A 17,682-nucleotide genomic window follows, 5' to 3' on the forward strand; every position below is an offset into this window, starting at 1 on the left:
GACTAGCATTCGACTTGTGAGGCACTGGCAGAGCCAGTGGCACCCTCCCGAAAATTTTGTGTGACCCTCGACTCGGTGAACGTTGAAGTTACTTTTTGGATTGTTGCTTACTGCGCGGTCATTCGATGCTTTCGAAGTACCGTTTCAGGCGTTCTTCATAGGCTCGTGGAGCACGCATGGTGGTTCCGGAGCGAATCGCATTGCGAATTTCCGGCGGGAGTTTGGTCAGCCAAGTGTCACGTCGGAATCGGCGTGATTCGGCATCGGAATCTTTGGTGCTATTTCCGGTTCGACTATCGCCTTCATTTTGCACAGGGGAAGCATCCAGCGGTCCGTCTTTGAGTCCATCGTTCTCTGCGGAGAGACCTGCGATAGATGTGCTGCCGCCGACTGCAACGGGCGACACCGAAGCGGTCGGCACACCCGGTGTCGGCTGAGCCGCCGGCGTTTGACCGGGTTGTCCCGGCATGGGCTGGCCGGGAGTTGGTTGGCCGGTTGGACTGGCAGCGGCCATCTGAGTGGCTTGTGGACCGGCCATCATTTGAGCCGTCAGTTCCGGCGAATTCGGAACGAATCCGGTGCCCAAGTTCGGATCAATCGCTTGCGCGACAGCCGGTTGATCACCTTGACCAGGCGGTGTTTGGCCTGGTTGTCCCGGCATCGGCTGACCGGTTGGCGTGCCTTCTCCGGCTGGTGGTGTTTGGCTCGGTTCTCCGACTGGATTGCTTGGGTCGGTCGGCATCGGTGTGCCTTCAGGAGGTGCAAACGGATTCAAATTCGAAGCCAACTCCAGGGCCTCACGAATCGGCTGATTCGCGATTTCTTCTTGTTCGGCGATTTGAGCTGCACCCTGCCCCGTCGCCCGTTGAGCTTGTGCGAACAACTGCAACGCACGGGCCAAATTCGGGTCGATCGGTTTTGCCGGTTCGTTCACAGGTTGGCGGTTAGCCGCAATTTGCTCGGCGGCGTCTTGCTGTTTCTGCGCCAAGTCGGCCAAGGCTTGAGCAATGGCTTTGTCCTGTGCAATTTGTTGCTCCTGAGCCGCCAAGTTGGCGACCGCTCGTTCCATCGCTTCTTGAACGGCTTTGTCAGTGTTCGCAACAGCCTCGGCATTCATGGGCTGTGTGGGCATCGGCTTTGCCGACTGAGCGGCTTCGCGTAATGCCGATGTTGCACCGGGGTCAACATTCGCCGCCTGTTGAGCCAAGTTCATTGCTTGCTCGGCTTGCTGTTCCATTTGAGCGTTTTGTTGTTCGGTCAAGTCTTTCAGTGCGGAATCAATCGCTTCCTTCGCATCCGCAAGTGCTTTCCCTGCGTCTGCTTGAGCGGGCTTGGCGGCTTCCGCGTTCTCGTTCGCGAGAGCATCGGCGGCTTTCTCCGCTTGTTGTTGAGCTTGGGCCAGTTTTTCCGCGGCAGAGCCCGATTCCATCTGTGCTAACTCGCCAGCCTCACCCGCGTTCTTGGCAACTTGCTGTTGAGCCTCGGCGTCGGGTTCGCCGGTGGGTTCGGCTGCAGTCGCGGCCTGAGCTTCCGTTTGTGCCAGTTCGGCCGCCTGCTTGAGTGCCTCGCGGGCTTCATCACGAGCCTTCTTCGCAGCTTCACGATTGCCTTCGAGCGTTTGCTTCGCAGCCTCGGCAGCGGCTTGCTGAGCTTTCGCCAGCGTTTCGGAAAGTTCGTCGCCTTCGCCCGCTTCCTTTTTAGCCTGGGCGGCAGCACGACTTTCAGCCTGCTTCTTAGCGTCTTGAAGGGCGTCGGCCACTTCTTGCTGGTTAGCCGTCGCATCGAGTGGAGTGGCCGCGTTCCCGTTGGCTAATTCTTTCGCGGACTGATCGGCTGCATCTTGTTTTTGTTGAGCTTGTGCGATTTGCCCTGCAAGTTCCATCGCTTCCGCCGCCTCGGGGCGACCATTCGCTTTCTGCTGTTCAATTTCCGCCGTAGCGGTTTTCGCTTTCGCGTCTTCGAGGCGCTGGATCCGCTCCGAGAGTGAATCCGGGCGTTCGTTCAACGCGTTCTCGACAGCTTCCCGCACCGGCGAGACAGCCTTGAGTTGCTCATCACTGACGGCGACCAACTCGTTTGCGGTTTCGCCGATCTCTTCACGCAGGGCGTCGGCAGCTTTAGACAACTCGTTCGCCATCGCAGTCGCCTCTTCGGCGATGTTCTTCGCGGCCGGCTTCGAGTCTTCGCCGGGAGCGTCTTTTGCTTTGGCCAACGCGGCTTTGAGATTTTCGGATTTCTTTTTCGATTCTTCCAATGCTTTCGCAGCTTGCGGAGCGGTTTGCTTCACGCCTTCAGCGACCTTCTCCGCGATCTCGTCGACCTCGTTCTGATCGGCCTGCAAATCGTCTGTGTCTTCCGATTGCAGACCGTTTTCTTTAGCGGCATCGTTGGCTTTGCGAGCAATTTCACGTTCGACCGCGGCGGCCCGTTCGAGTGACTCGGCGGCCCGTGCCAACTCTCCTACCTTGACGGCCAATTGCTTCCGTTTGGCTTCCGCGAGTGTGGCTTCGATCTCCGCAGCGGCACGTTCGAGCGCCTCTTCCGCGGTTTCAACCGCTTGTTCTTTGGCAGCTTGTTTGTCGCTTTCCGTTTCCGCGTTGGTGGCTTCCTTCAACGCTTCCTCAGCAGCTTTCGCGGCATCAGTGGCTTCCGCGAGGCGGTTCTCGACGTTCTCGGGGAGTTCACGTTCCTTGGCGGCTTCTTCCGTCTTCTTCGCGACTTCCGCTTCTGCCTTCGCAGCTTCGTCGGTTTTTTCGTCGGCCTTAGCCGAGGCTTCGGCTTGTTTCTCTTGAGCAGCTTTCACGTCTTCCCGAGCGGCTTCCAAGTCTTCGATGGTCTTGGCCAACTCGTCCGCACTTTTGTCGGCGGAGTCCCCGTTCGCCATGTCTTCGAGCAATTCTTCCAACGCGGAAAGATGCCCTAAGGTCTGCCCTTGATCTTTAGCGGCTTCCTCCTTGTTGCCCTCGAAGAGCTCCATCGTGGCTTGTTCGGCGGCTTCCTGGGCTTGCTGCAGATGGGTTTCCGCACGCGGCTCGTCGGTCAGTTGCCCCGCGAGTTCGGCCAACTCCTTTTGAATCTCGGTTTGCTCCTCGACTAATTCCTTAACGGCGTCCATTTTGGCAAGGTCGGTTTTCTCGGTCTTTTCGCGGAGTTCGGTTTGCTCCTCTTGAAGTTCGCGAACTTTCGCCAAGAGTTGTTGCCGTTCCGTTCCGATCAGTCCTTGTGCGCGTTCGACCACCCGCAGAAGTTGCCGGAGACCGTCGATGACTTTTTGTTCGTGAACAACAGCCGCCGTGTACTGAGCCGTCTCCAACCGCACGAGCGTTTCATCAAGATGCAAGCCAGTCTCGGCGGCGGCGAGAATGCGAATGCCCTTGGCTGCACCGGTCGCAAGTGGACCGTCCCACCGGCTGACATCAGCCAATGTTTCCAGCAAGTTTAAGAAGAGTTTGTTGATGTCGCGTTGGTCTTCCTGGAGCGTGAGGGCCAGTTCCTCACGACGTCCGGGCGTTTCCGACGGGACGCGTTTGGTTTTGTCTTGAACGGCGGTTTCGAGGCGAATTAGTTGTCGAACCAACTCCGTGATTTCCGCCGCCTTCAATCGTCGCAAGAGTTTCCGTCGTTCGACGGACAATTGAATGATGATTCGCCGAATCAGTCGGCGTGCCTCGACGATTTTGTGTTGACGACCAGCCGCGTCGGCTTCCTGGGCATCTGCGAGAAGCTCGACGACTTGATTCATTTCGTTTTCGACGAGCGTTTCAATGTTGGCCCGCATCGTGCGAATGTCGTTGTAGATGGTTTCTTGCTGCAGCCCATTGATTTCGAGTTGCTTGAGCTGCGTATCAAGAATGTTCGACAGCAGTTCCCGGGCAAGACGTCGGGCACGGCTTTGAGCCGCCTGACGGGCGCGGATGTCTCGATCCGATGAACCGTCTTGTGCCGACACGGTCGTGCAATCAATCAGACCGATCAGCATCATCATCGCAAACGACAACAAAACGACCGACCATCGTGTTCGTTTCACAGTCTCCATCGCGATCTCCCGACCTTGGTTCATGAATTGATTGGAGGTGCCAACAGTTTGTGAGCGGTTCATTCAGTGTCCCCTGCTCCCAGTTCGATAATCGTCCCCAAGTCGGCTGCCGCTTTCTCGTCTCCCTCGCCGAGTGCAGCCAGAATTCCTTGAAGATCGGTAATTTTCATCACCAGCGGTTCACTGAAATTCGATTGCGGCGGTGCCTCGCCCCGGTAATCGAACGCTTCGAGGGTGAGTTTCAGTTCGTCGCCTTTTTCCAGACCGAACGGTTCCAAATCGAGGCGATAATTTCCCGAGAGCGTCCGCTGTGGTTGCTCCTTCTCTGACACGATCACGAGATCGAGATTCTGCGTCTCCATCTCGCCGTCATTCCGCACGACCTGGACTCGCAACCGGAGTTTCGAGAGCCCGTAGTCGTCAGTCGCCTGATAGGAGATTAATTGCTTCGCGGTTGGAAGTACTTGTTTCGTGCCCAACAGAACGTTACGCAAAATCGGCTTGCGGTCGGCCCGAATTCGAATGGTGCCACGGATTGGTTGGTCAAGTTGTAGACCGTCTTCGTCTTCGACCTGGACGGCATAGCTGACGGATTCCGTCACGTCCCACAACGGCGATTCGTCTCCCGCGAGCTGCCAAGCGTGACCATCTTTGTCGCTACGTTCGAGAGGGTAGTCGTTTTCATCGACGGTCAACCAAACCCGACTGAGTTGCTTGTTTTCGCAATGAACATCGATGACGACATCAGTGCCTTCAATGACTGCGAGTTGTCTTGTGCCTTCCCGAGCGACTAGCCGGTCATCCTCGACCAACGTGGCGTATCGCGGTGGGTTCGGTGTGAGATTGACGGCCACTACCGGTTGGGGAATGACGTCAATCGTCAGCGGGTCCGCCCAGGCATCCCCCAAGAACACTTGATACGAAACGGTGTCGACCAACTTCGAAATTGTGCATTGGTAAACGTTTTCGTCTGGCGATTCGGGAAGTTTCGTCAGCTCTTCCTCGACTGAAAGACCGCGTTCCGTGTTGGTCAGCCGAATGCGACCGGCCTCCGGCAACACTCCCGCTGCCCGCACATCAAAAGTCAGCGGTTGGCCATAGGGGATGGTGATCTTCTGGGTCTGGGCGTCATCGCCAGCTTGGAAAGTGGTTTGTCCATTAACGGAGATGGATTCAATCTGTGTGTCGGTGGGATAGTGAGCCGCTCCGAGCAACATCCGGTTCGCGAAGACCTGGAGGTACTCCCCGCAGAACACCCCAAGAATACCCAACACCAACAGCGTGAGCAGCAACGTGACAACTCGCCGCCGAAACCGACGATATCCGAACCCTTCGAACACGTCCAAACTTGGGCTGAATTCGGCCACGTAGTTGACGACTGCCTGCTTGAGATCCGCTGACCCCCAGCCTTTCGATTCGGCTTGCTCAAACTGTAACGCGGCGACGAGATCGCTGTCGATGTGTTGTCGATCTTCAACGAGCAATGCAACATCGAGCAGGTCTTCCCGATGCCCCAACCACGGCCAGGTGTAGCGTCGGAACACCCACGCGACAGCCAGACCAGCGAATACCAATCCAACAATGCGTTGCGAGACGCTCATTTCGAGCAGATAGTCGAGAGCGAACAAAACCATCACCGCCCACAAACACGCCAGCATCGTCGCCGCCCACGCCGTGGCCCAGCGCGTCAAGAGGCGACGACGGCGGAGTCGGTTCAATTGTGTCGTGAGAACGGAAAGTTGAGTCATTGTTTTTTACGGTCTAATGAGTCGTCACTTGCTAATGGCCACACTGATATTGTTCCTGGTTTCGCCGTAATGAATTCCCGTGGAGAGCCAGACTAGTTCAGCGCAGGTTTCGATAGATTCCGGCTCTCTGTTCTCCACTCTCCGCAATTCTTGCTCGCAGAGACGTTGTGGATCATCAACGAGTTACCTTTCAGTTTCGACAAAAAATCATCTACGGGAGACTGGCGAGTTTTCGAACCCACCATTCACTCAGACAAAGCAGCATCAGCAGCACAAAGCACGGCCATGTGGCCCATAAGGGGCGAATATCGGTTGTGCGTTCGGTCAGTGCGGGCGGTTCGGTGTCGCTCAGAAAGTTCGGGAGCGTGTCGAGTTCGTAAGTTTTGCCATTCGTGGCTGTCGCCAGTCCTGTTTGCACCGAAACATTCCGCGTGGGGTTTCGAAGTTCCACCGACAAACTCGCGACCTGGAAGTTCACCGGATCAGCCCACTCCGATGTGACAGGGTCACGCACCTTGAGCGTGTATTCCCCCGGCTGAAACACTGGGATGCGGGCCTCAAACACACCCGGTCGAAGCTGCGAAACTTGGCCTTGTTGGATGTTGTCCACATCAATGCCCTGATTCGGTGGCAACAGTTCATAATCGAGACTTTTCTGCAGCGTCATTGATTCGACATCGTCTTCACCAAGCGGTTGAAAATCTTCGTCGTAGGCTTCGATCGACAGCAGAACTTTGTCGTCGGCCTGGTATTCCTTGCGATCGGTCCGCACAACGAATCGCTTCTGTTGACCGAGTGCGTGACTGAGGCCCAAGCGTTTGATTAGCGGACCCCAGAAGTTGCGGTAGTACTTCTCACCGTAGAGCCGCCGGAGTCGCCAAAGTTCGTCAAACGCGATGTAAACGACTTCGCCGCGTCCGTATTGACGCACTGCAATCAACGGCTGTTTCGTTTGCCCGTTGAGGCACATATCGGTGGGATGCTCGGCGAGAACGGTCGTCGCAGACGGTTCCACCGCTTGCACGGGTTGATACCAATTGAGCCGGCCCATGTTGTCCCAGGCTGTTGATGTCTCTTCCGGCGTTTCGCCCAGTTGCATGAAATCGAACTGAGCCGCTGATGCGATGGGCGTGCGTTGAATGCGGAACGGGCGATCGGTTCGCGGACGGGCGTCCGCATCGACGAACACCGGCAACATGTCTGCAAGCGGTGTCCCCGCCAACTGACCGGGACCGAATCGCGAGCCGGCGATGACAACCAAACCGCCGCCGAATTCACTGACGAACTCCTTCGTCATTTCGCAGAACCGCGTGGAGAGTGCGTCGGCGGGCATGTCGCCCAGGAAGATCACGTCGTGGCTGAAAAACTCATTCCGCGGCAGCGTAAGACTCGGCAGGAACAACTCGTTGCTTTCCCGCACGATCGGGTCGGAACTCCGCAAAAACGTGCGAAATCCACGCATGCCGACGAGTTCATCGCGGTGGAACACTTCCTTCACAAACCGCCATTCCCAGGTTGGTTCATACGCCACGTAGAGCAGTCGCATGAAATCATCGATGACGGTAATTTCCCGCGTCATGGCATTATTCTGGCTGACGATTTCCTCGCCGAGCGGTTCGATTGCTGTAAGTCCTTGCGGATCGGTGCGATCGCCGATTTCTCCGACTTCAGCGGTGAGCACATAGCGACCGGTCTCGGTCGGCGTGAAGGGAAAATCGACAGAGAGTTTACCCGCAGCGAATTGCACATCTTTTTCACCGATCACAATCGGTGCAGCTGCGATGCCCGATTCGCCGCCAATCTCCCGCGCCGAAAGTCGCACATGAACTGTTTCACCGGGAAGTTCTTGCTGACGGATCGCTACGGAAATCGTGGATTGTTCGGCCTTCTTGAGTTTGACCGGACTTTCGATGTGATCGAGTGCCAAATCAATCGCCGACTTGGCTCCCAAGCCAACGGTGTAAACCGGTGTTTTCAGTTTCTTAGCGGCGGGTTCGGGAATCGGGCCAGCGTTGCGGTTGAAGTCTGAAAACACTAACAAACCGGCAACCTGGCCGCTGGCGTGACGCAACGCCAAATCTTCAAAGCCGGCACCGAGAGCGGTCACCTCACCGGTGGCAGTCAGTTGCTCGGCGACTTTCTTGGGATCGAATTGATTCTCGGAATCGGTCAGATCAATCGCCCGCACACCATCGGCTCGATCCAACACATAACCGCGAAGGCGATAGCGTTCTGAGAGATCCGTGAAGAAATTCTCGTCCGACTTTTGCACCAACGCGTGTAGGTAATCCATCCGTGTCGGAGTCTCGGTGAGTGCAACCCCGGCGGCTTCTCGTTGCTTGCGGTACCCGGCCCAATCCGTCGCGGTGGCCAGTTTTTCCTGTTGTTCGACGGGAAGTTTATCTTCGATCGCCATACTTTCGGTGCCGTCGAAAAGCACCCAAAGAATCGGCTTCGGGTGATCGACCAGACGAATTTCTAGAATCGGGTCCGCCAGGACGAACAACAGCAGCGACATCAGAAACGCCCGGGAGACACCCAGAAGAATCCGGCGACGACGATGGGCCTGTTTTTGAAATTTCAGATAGAACACGACCGACAGCAACGACACCGCCAGACAGCCAAAGATCAACCACGCCGGACCGTTGTGTGCCCAATCGGCTCCGAAACTGACTCGCCAGGATTCAATCCGCGAGACGTTGTCGTAACCGAGTGCCCACCCGATCCAACTGGTCCAAAGGTCTGGTGTTGTTTCCGTGCCGTTCATTCCCGTTAGTTCTGTTCGAAGTTGGTGTGCCACAGCTGTGTGAGCCGTGCTTGCCAGCTTGAATGATCAAGCCATCTTACTCGTGTGTGTCACTGTCTCTGCCAACGCCTTACCGATTGTGTGTCTTTCTTCATTCGTAGTGTCAAAGCTAGTGCAGGAAACTGCATCGATATAGCATCGTGGGTGGCATGCCCACGGTTTTACGTGGGCATGATTGGACATTAAAACACCGCTGGCCCATGCCCACCCCAAACGGTGGGCATGCCACCCAAACATAAACTGCATTGAATGTTACGTAATATTGTCTTTAATACATGCAATTTCCTGCAGTGACACCTGTTCAATGGAAGGCCAATTCTCTCAAGAGACTTTCACTTGATCTCCGACTGGTTGTTCGCCGGTTTGCCAATCTCGCAGGTGTGGCCAAGCGAGGATCAGCATCTCGGCTAGCAACCCCACGATGGCGAGCAAAACGAACATTTGCCAGTAGTTCCGCCCTTGGATTTCGGCCCCTTCAGTCGTGATACGCTCCCCCGGCCCGACCCAATGCCAGGGGGTTCCTTCATCGGAGCCGAACCGTTCGGCCAACTTGGCTTCGTCGAGAAACACCATCTCGGATTCTTGCAGTGGCGCGTTGACGACCAAAGGAGTGACTTGCTTGCGAGACGCCTCATCCAACTCGCTGCCGTCGCCTTCGGTGCGAACAAGTTGATAAACCCCGGCACGGTCCGCATTGGAAATGTCGACACCGAATTGATCGCCTCCGAGCGCCTCGACGGTCAGCGATTCCGTTTCGCCGTCAGGACGGTCGAGTGTGTAACGGAAGCGACGGTCCGGCGAGACCGGCAATACGATGCGTTCGCCGGCATTAAAATTTCGTTCGGGTAATGTCTCTTCAATGAGTCGCCGCAGAATCCGATCGAACAACCCAATGTTGCTGTTCTTGCCAGAGAGTGTGTTCCAACTTGAATACACTCCGGACGAGAAGAACAACACCCGACCCGCACCCACCTTGCGTTCCACCAAGAACGGCAGCGGGTCGGAACCGGCTTCGGACGCTGTCACATCGAACGCGGCTAGAACCCGCGGCTGCATTTGCCGAGCAGTCGACTCGATGGCTTCGGCTGAACGTGGTAACTCGGTCGCCCGATCCGCCGCCCACAACAGCCAACGTGGCCCATTCGTGGCGTCATCTGCAGAATCATCCTCGGTCGTTGCGACGACATCACTGAGGCGTTTGCGATCGGCTTCTAATAAACGCGTAAGGACTTCTTCCGAGGTATCCGCGATCGCAGCTTTGAAGAAGAGGGTTTGCCGATACCAGTCGCTGAGGAATTCGTCGTCTTCGTTTTCGAGTACGAAGTACGGGTGCTGCATCGTGCTGTAATCCAAATGGAACAGCTTGAGCGAATCGAGATTGGCTTGCAGTTCCAACTGTTCGGGCGTTTCGCCGAAGGCGTTACCGGCGAGTGGAACCGGCAAGATTCCGGCCCCATCGTTCCAGGCCAGTTGCGTCCAGATGGCGGGGTCGAAGTCGCCACCTGCGGTCAAGACGAGTGCCCCACCCTGCTGGACAAATTCCCGGAGCATCTCCACAGCCGCCCCCGGAGATTCAAGCCCCGCAACCACAACCAAACGAGCATCGGCGAGCGCTGCGATGTCGACCTGGTCGATGGTGAGATGACGCACATCAATTAACTGACGTTGGTATTCATCACGGCTGAGCTTCGGAGCCAGATACCGTCGCAGCGGGTACGTTTCTCCGACTTCCCCACTGGCGACATTTTCCTTCGAGCCAAGCGTATCCACAAACACCACTGGCAAGCCGGCAACGACGGGCACGTTCAGCGAACGGCTGTTATCACGTTTGAGGCGGTCGCCATCGACAGTTGGTGTTTCGACAAGCACTTCTGCCGTGACAAATTGCGGTCGCCCGGGTTCGGCGGGGATATCAATTTGATACTTGAATTCGACCTGCCGTCGTTGCCCCGGTTCGAGATCGATCGATTGACTCGCGACCGACATGCCATCCAGCGACAACGTAACTTGCAAATCTTCCAGTGGAAGTGTGCCGGAATGTTCCAACTCGACAATGAACGTGGACGGCGTTTCGATATCCGCGACACCACTGGCCAACCGAAACTCGGATACCCAGACGTTTTGCGGCTCCTCGGGTGCGACTTGCACGACTTGCAATTCGGGCAGTTGCTTCAGGTCGTCGCCCGCTCTTTCGACGGGCCAGCCGGAGGCTTGTTGATCACCGAACAGGACGACGCGTTTGGCCGCCAGTTCTGGCAGTCGATCACACGCCTCCGCCGCAAGTGCAAGGGCCGTCGACACCGAAGCCGATTGATCGACGACCTCGATCCGACCGACTGCATCCCGAGCATCGTCTTTGTTGCGATAGGCATCCAAGCTAAAGGATTTGCTCGCGCCGCTTGTGGGAATCACACTGATGCGACTGCCCGACGGCAATTGATCGATGAACTCCGCGGCTCTGGCCTGAGCCCGGTCGAGCAGATCACCTTCGAGCGTTTCGTACGCCATGCTGAGACTGTTGTCGATCACCAGTACCGCATGCACGGGTTGCCGGGAGTTGGTGGCGGAATCGGCAACCGCTCGCGATCGGAAGTTCTGATAGACACCCCAACCCGCGAACCCTGTGAGAAATAATGCCACAGCGGTGGCGACAATTTTCATGCTTTTGGTTGCTGCGACCACCGCCCAAATGCCGGCAACAATCGCACCCACACCGACCACCCATGGCCAAACGGTTGCCAACAGCGAATTGTTTCCGCTGTTCCGAAAGAACGGTTGAGCCAACGCCAACCCGATGCACAACACAATCAGACAGCGTAACAACAGCAGTAACAGATCGCGGAGTTGCAGGATGCGTCGATTCCGTTGCATCGCCTGCCGCAGAAAGTTCATCGCCCCCCAGGAAATCGTCCGAAACCGCCGCCGATTCAGCAGGTGAATCACAATCGGCCCTGCAGCGGCAATGGCTCCAGCGATGGCAAAAGGTTGGACGAGAAAGTCGATCATCGAGACAAGACAATTCGAATGGTAAGAGATGAAAAAGCCGTTCAGAACCCCATAAATACGTCAGTCAAGACCCAGTTTCTGAGTCAGACCTTCGATCTTACCTTCCTGAAGAATCGGAAGATATCGATTCGGAATTGCCAGGATGAAACATGCGACAGCCGTGCCGTACAATCGTCCCGGCTGACCGCTCACATGCCCGGTGGCATCCCAAGAACCGTGTTCGTTCACATCCCCCGGCTTCAACCGTTGACAGCCCACAAGATGATCGCGGAGCTTGGGGTAACTCCGTCGCCAATACGGTTCGTTGATGTCTTCCCGATCGCCCACCTGATACAACGCCTGCCCCACGTAATACAGGGTATACGCATCGAACGGCAAACGTCCGTTATGGCTATTGTTCGGTTTGAGTCGGTCAATCTCGCGGGAGATGAGCGTCATATTCTTCGGGATCCGCCAGTCGTCGTATTGGCCATATTCTTGCAGACACACAACACCAGCGGCAGCCATCGCGGTGGTGCCACGATTGCCGTCGTAAGTAAACTGCCCGGGCCCGTCTTTGACTTTCGGATTGTCCAAACCGCGGGTCCCGTTCTCCGCTTTGTAGTGCTCGCGGACACTTTGAATTGCCAGCGGCACAATTCCGGGTGGCACGGCTAATCCGCTATCGGCAGCACTGCGGATCGCCTTGGCTTGCATCACGGCGAGACTCAAATCGTGGCCGCGTTCTTGTCGACGAGCTTGGTAATCCCAACCGCCATCACGACATTGCGTATTGTAAATGAGTTTTAAAGCGGCATCGAGCGTGCGACCGATCCGGGCATCGTCGGTCATTCCATACGCTTGACCAAGGACGAACGTCGTCAGCCCATGATTGTACATATCGCGATGCGGATCAGCGATGTTGAGCAGACCAGACGGTTTCGCATTATCGAGAATGTAGTTGATCGAGCGATCGACATGCTCCCCATAGGGACCGTGCCCCGGCATGTGTCCGGCGGCGAGAAACGCCAAGGTGCCCATGCCGACCAATCCAAGGTCGTTGGAACCCCAGTTCCCTTTTGGACCTTGGTTACGGGCTAACCATTCCAACCCGCGATCCAGGGCGGCTTCAGCTTCCGGGGTCGTTTCCCACGGCCCAACCGCCGCCACAGGACGTGCGACAAGCAGCGTTAGCAAGACTCCGGTGACTACAATGCGAAACCTACCCACGGTAGAAACGCTCCTACAGAATCAATAAAACTGGTTCTGTAGGGAGTTGTCCCGCCACAAGGCGACGTTACGGAGCTTTTGCAAAATTCCGAGATTGACACTCGCACAGTCCGCCCGACACGATTAGGCGGCACCGGCATCATCGGGCAACGGCGGCGGAGGTGGTTGTCGATCTTGTGATACCAGAACAAACAACAACTGCACGGGCTGGCCACCACGGACAGCATTTTCCTGGCCCGGGGCTTTCACCATAAACCGTTGTGGAGCCTGCACACGCATTCGGAACGCCGTCTTCGCAGGGTCAGACTGGCTCGAATCCGCATCCGCGACGCCCGACGGTGACGCTGGTTTCTCCGACGCACCAAATGCCCCCCCACCGACTCCGTTTCCAAGTTGCTTACCGACCTCCAGAACATCGTTCTTCACAGTCAATCGCCGCTGACGTGCCTGCAAAGCGACGGTAACTTCCTCAGCGACGTTGTCTTTCCGCTGAGTGAAACTATCGGGGCTGGCGGCTGGTTCTCGATTTCCAGAATTGCGGTCTGCCAGAGGGACGGAAGACTTCTTCATCGCTGGCTCTGTGACTGTCCTGGTATCCTTTTTGTCCCTCGGTTTGGCTTCGGCTCGCTCTTGTTCCAAGGAGTACGAATCAAAATTCGCCGCCATTGCCAATTGGGTGGGCGAAATGGACGGTCGCTGTTTGATCTGGGAGACTGCCGCCGCCGACCGCAACTCGGCCAAGGCCGCCTGCAACTGCGTACTTGGGGCCTCCACATGAACTGCCATCAGCTGATTCGAAACTCCCAATGAGTTCGATTCCGCGGGCGACTTTATCGCCTCGCCCCCTTCACTTTCGGTTTCCGATTCCTCGACCAGAATCCGATGACGTGCCAACAACAGTTGCAGTTGTTCCAAACCTTGACGACGATCGACGACCGTCAGTTCCACGACAATGACCTTGTCATCCTGACGCTGCAAAGCCCGCACCACCTCGCCAACCTGCGCAGTCTTCAAATCGTCTTTGAATGCCAGGTTGTGATTTCCGGCTCGCCCCAATGTATCCGCCGGCACACTAAGCGGAGCGGCTTCTGTTGCCATCATCGGAGCTTCTGGCAACGGCGCACTTGCGCCGGCCATGCCCGACAATGCTTCGGCACCAAGCGGTTCCGACGCTGCAATCCGAGGGGAAAACTCATCCCTGCTGCTCGGATCCCGCGACTTCAAAATTGGTGCGTCGTCTTGCAATGCCACACCGTCCGCGAATTCCGCGTCCTCCGCGACCCCTGACTCGAGTGCTCGGTTTCGCGAAATCGGAATCAATTCGTCGATTTCCGTAAAGTCCCGATCTGCGACGATGCCACGCTCATCTTGCATCGCCATTTCCGACCTTGGGGAGTCGACATTCCACCACAATGCAGTGATGCCCACGACCGCAATTGAAGCCACCAAACCGCCAAGCCAAACAAATCGGCTTCGCTTCGGCTTCGAGTTTTCCGATGCATCTTGAGACACGGGCCGAACGTCTTCCAACAACATGCGTTTTTCACATGCATGTAGAACTTCTGCAGGGAAGGTTTCGGACAACGAATCCGGTGGCAGCGAAAATAACAATTCTCGGACTTGCCGAAGTTCTGCCAATTCTTGCCGAGCCGCTGCCGATTCCTCTAACAACGACTCCACAACAGCCCGTTCCTCGGGCGACAACTCGTCGTCGAGGTAAGCGGAAAGTTGTTCATGAGCCGACTGTTCGTTCATCGGTAAACCCAACTGCGGTTTTAGCACTACTGAATTTGCAACCGACCAATTAGAGGTGAAATCGGTTCGAATCGTTCCCGCAAACTGCGTGAAAATCAAAAATCCTGATTGTTATCGATAACTCGACCGATTCACAGCCCAATTGCAGTATGATTCGCCGGCTGACAATGGAATTGCAAGCCTGTTCAAAAGTCTCGGTCAGCGAGATTCCCCGTTCCGTTCGCAGTTCAAGCGACTTTGCAGTTGACGCTTGAGTTTTCCACGAAATGATAGAACCATCTGCCAAATTGACATCGGTTCGTTAATTCACCCCAGATCGTTTACCTATGGCTTCTGACGACTATTACAAGACACTTGGCGTTTCGAAATCAGCTTCTGATGACGAGATTCGCAAAGCCTACCGGAAATTGGCTAAGCAATACCACCCCGACCGCAACCCCGATGACGCCTCTGCCGCCGAAAAATTCAAGGAAATCGGCGAAGCGTACTCGGTTCTGAGCGACAAGGAAAAGCGAGCCCAATACGACCGATTCGGCAAGGCGTTTCAACATGCCGGTGGAGCAGCGGGCGGTCAAGGACCGTGGCCGGGCGGTGCGGGACCGATCGATTTGGGCGATCTCTTCGGCGGGGAACTTGATTTAGGCGATCTTTTCGGTGGTGGAGGTGGACGACGTCGACAAACCCGCCAACCCCGACCGTCGGCCGGTCAGAACATCGAAATGGAAGCCGAAATTCCTTTTAACATGGCCGCTGAAGGTGGAAGTTACGGAGTGCCCATCCGCCGCCCAGACGGATCGACCGAACGCATCAGCGTCAAAATTCCCGCCGGCGTGCAAGACGGCGCGAAGATCCGTCTGTCCGGCCAAGGCCATCCGGGACAATTTGGTGGACCGGCGGGTGATGTCCTGTTGAAACTCAAGATTTCTCCCCACCCCTACTTCCGTCGTGAGGGAAACAACCTACTCATCGACGTGCCAATCTCGCCCGCTGAAGCGGTTTTGGGAGCGAAAGTCGAAGTTCCGACCCTCTCCGGTGAGCGGGTCACGTTGACAATTCCACCCGGCACATCCAGCGGCGGAAAACTTCGCATGAGTGGGCTTGGAGTTACGGATCGGAAAACCGGCACCAAAGGCGATCAGCTCGTCGTAGTCAAAATCGTCGTCCCGAAAAACGCCGACGACGAATCCCGCAAACTCTACGAGCAACTTCGCGACCTCAATACCCACCAACCACGCGAAGGACTGTGGTCATGAGGACTTCGAGGGCGTGCCCTGAATTTGTGAGCTGTGCGAATCACCTGACAAACTCGGATTTCAGGAATACGCACTGGCAATGGCTACCGGCCTTGATCGCAGTGTTAGTCGGAATCCTGGGGGAGGTCTCGCTTGCCCAGGAGCCCGACGTATCACCGCCCGCCCAAAAATCAGTTGCCGAGAATGCCAAACCGGACGGTGAAAAGGAACGCGACCGCAAAGAGCAATCGGCCATCGTTGGCGGATTGCTTTTGTTATTACTCGTGATCGTCAGCGTCGCATCGGTTTCGCTGCTCGCCATTTGGGGACGTCGAACACGTCGCCTCGCCCGCCAATCGCTTCCTCAATCCTCCCAACTCGATCCGCTCTGGTATCTACGGAAACCGAATGCGTCGTCTTCCGATTCCCCGACTGACAATTCCCCGTCGCAAGAATCGAACCACCAATAGAACCCGAATGACAATGGTTGCAATCGAAATTTGCCTATGGTAGCTTTCCAGCGCAACCATTTCTCTAATTTACGAAGCGAATTATGTACCGAGTAACCCTGATTCCCGGTGACGGAGTTGGCCCCGAAATCGCCGAAGCGACCCGGAAATGTATCGACGCGACCGGCGTGAAGATCGATTGGGATCATCAAGAATGCGGAATCGAAGTTATCGAAGCTGAAGGCGGTGTGCCGCCCCGCGTGCTGGAATCAATCCGCAGCACCGATGCCGCTTTGAAAGCCCCAATTACCACCCCGATCGGCAAAGGCTTCCGCAGCGTCAACGTGTACCTGCGACAGGAACTCGGTCTGTACGCTTGCGTTCGTCCCTGCAAGACTTACAAAGGCGTGCGAACGTTCTTCGAAGACGTCAAAGTCGATTTGGTCCTGATCCGCGAAAACACGGAAGACCTGTACGCCGGCGTCGAGTTCAAAGCTGGTGAAGACAAGACAGCCACGTTGATCGATCAAATCAACGCGATCGCGACCGGCAAGAAGATCAACACGCCCGCCGCCGAAACCGGCATCAGCATCAAGCCGATTTCCGTGCCGGGCACACGCGACATCTGCAAATACAGCTTCGATTACGCCATCAAGCAAAAACGCTCTTCCGTGACGAGCGTCTGCAAGGCGAACATCATGAAGTTCACCGATGGTCTGTTCTACGATGAATGCCGAGCCGTTGCATTGGCTTACGGTGCCAAGTTCGAGTGGGAAGAACTCGCCGAGGGCGTGGAAGCCGACCCAACCCTGAAAGGCAAAGTCGAAGACGGCAGCGGAGTCGCCTACATGGAACGACTCATCGACAACATGTGCATGCAACTGGTCCAAAAGCCAGAGCAGTACGACGTGATCGTTACGCAAAACCTCTACGGCGACATTCTGAGTGACCTGTGTGCCGGTCTCGTCGGCGGATTGGGTGTGGCTCCTGGTGCGAACATCGGCCCTGATGCCGCTATCTTTGAAGCAACTCACGGGAGTGCTCCGAAGTACAAAGGCCAGAACAAGGTTAACCCGACCGCGTTGATTCTTTCCGGCAAAATGATGCTCGACCACCTTGGCGAACATGAAGCAGCTGCGAAACTCGACAACGCCGTTGCGGAAGTCATTGCTGAAGGCAAAGACGTCACCTACGACATGAAGCCCGACCGCAACGACCCCACCGCCGTCGGCACCCAAGAAATGGCCGAAGCCATCTGTAAGAAAATGTAGATTTCCGCACAACCCAGCGTGTGCCACGGCTCTGTGAGCCGTGCTTTTCCGGGTTCATTATCGGGTGCCACTGGCTCTGCCAGTGCAATCAGCAATCCACGTTCAAACCGACTTCGCACTGGCAAAGCCAGTGCCACCCAACACATCCAAAGCCCCAGGACACTTCCCCT

At 56.2% G+C, this 17,682-nt stretch carries 9 protein-coding genes; 3 read left to right on the top strand and 6 right to left on the bottom strand.

Features of this window, described 5'->3' with window-relative positions; all coding sequences use genetic code 11:
- Positions 1 to 118: 118 nt before the first annotated feature.
- From AC5DDB_RS03865 to AC5DDB_RS03890, 6 genes are all read right to left on the bottom strand, one after another.
- Positions 119 to 4,099, bottom strand: a complete 3,981-nt coding sequence (locus tag AC5DDB_RS03865; RefSeq protein ID WP_491738359.1) for a hypothetical protein — start codon at positions 4,097 to 4,099, stop codon at positions 119 to 121.
- The gene (locus AC5DDB_RS03870) at positions 4,096 to 5,784 is read right to left on the bottom strand and encodes a hypothetical protein (protein ID WP_491738360.1); all 1,689 of its coding nucleotides are present in this window, start codon (positions 5,782 to 5,784) and stop codon (positions 4,096 to 4,098) included. Before AC5DDB_RS03870 ends, AC5DDB_RS03865 begins: the two co-directional genes overlap by 4 nt.
- Before the next feature lie 211 nt (positions 5,785 to 5,995).
- Complete coding sequence (locus AC5DDB_RS03875; RefSeq protein ID WP_491738361.1) at positions 5,996 to 8,551, bottom strand: hypothetical protein; 2,556 nt, start codon at positions 8,549 to 8,551, stop codon at positions 5,996 to 5,998.
- Positions 8,552 to 8,911: 360 nt separating this feature from the next.
- Positions 8,912 to 11,596: a BatA domain-containing protein gene (locus AC5DDB_RS03880; RefSeq protein ID WP_491738362.1), complete on the bottom strand. Its 2,685-nt coding sequence runs from the start codon at positions 11,594 to 11,596 to the stop codon at positions 8,912 to 8,914.
- A gap of 60 nt (positions 11,597 to 11,656) precedes the next feature.
- Positions 11,657 to 12,805, bottom strand: a complete 1,149-nt coding sequence (locus AC5DDB_RS03885; protein ID WP_491738363.1) for a prenyltransferase/squalene oxidase repeat-containing protein — start codon at positions 12,803 to 12,805, stop codon at positions 11,657 to 11,659.
- A gap of 123 nt (positions 12,806 to 12,928) precedes the next feature.
- On the bottom strand, positions 12,929 to 14,560 hold the full coding sequence (locus AC5DDB_RS03890; protein ID WP_491738364.1) for a zf-HC2 domain-containing protein: 1,632 nt from the start codon (positions 14,558 to 14,560) through the stop codon (positions 12,929 to 12,931).
- Between the two features lie 326 nt (positions 14,561 to 14,886).
- On the opposite strand from AC5DDB_RS03890, the gene AC5DDB_RS03895 reads away from it, so the two are divergent.
- The 3 genes from AC5DDB_RS03895 (at position 14,887) to AC5DDB_RS03905 (ending at position 17,512) form a co-directional block, all read left to right on the top strand.
- Positions 14,887 to 15,813 (top strand): DnaJ C-terminal domain-containing protein, encoded by a 927-nt coding sequence (locus AC5DDB_RS03895; protein ID WP_491738365.1) that lies wholly within the window; start codon positions 14,887 to 14,889, stop codon positions 15,811 to 15,813.
- Entirely contained in the window at positions 15,810 to 16,262 is a 453-nt protein-coding gene (locus AC5DDB_RS03900; protein ID WP_491738366.1) for a hypothetical protein, read from the top strand. The genes AC5DDB_RS03895 and AC5DDB_RS03900 overlap by 4 nt, the downstream gene beginning before the upstream one ends.
- A gap of 83 nt (positions 16,263 to 16,345) precedes the next feature.
- Positions 16,346 to 17,512 carry an isocitrate/isopropylmalate dehydrogenase family protein gene (locus AC5DDB_RS03905; RefSeq protein ID WP_491738367.1) on the top strand — a complete coding sequence of 389 codons (1,167 nt, stop codon included), beginning with the start codon at positions 16,346 to 16,348 and terminating at the stop codon, positions 17,510 to 17,512.
- Positions 17,513 to 17,682: the final 170 nt, after the last annotated feature.

The sequence above is a fragment of the Thalassoroseus sp. genome (assembly GCF_984380535.1).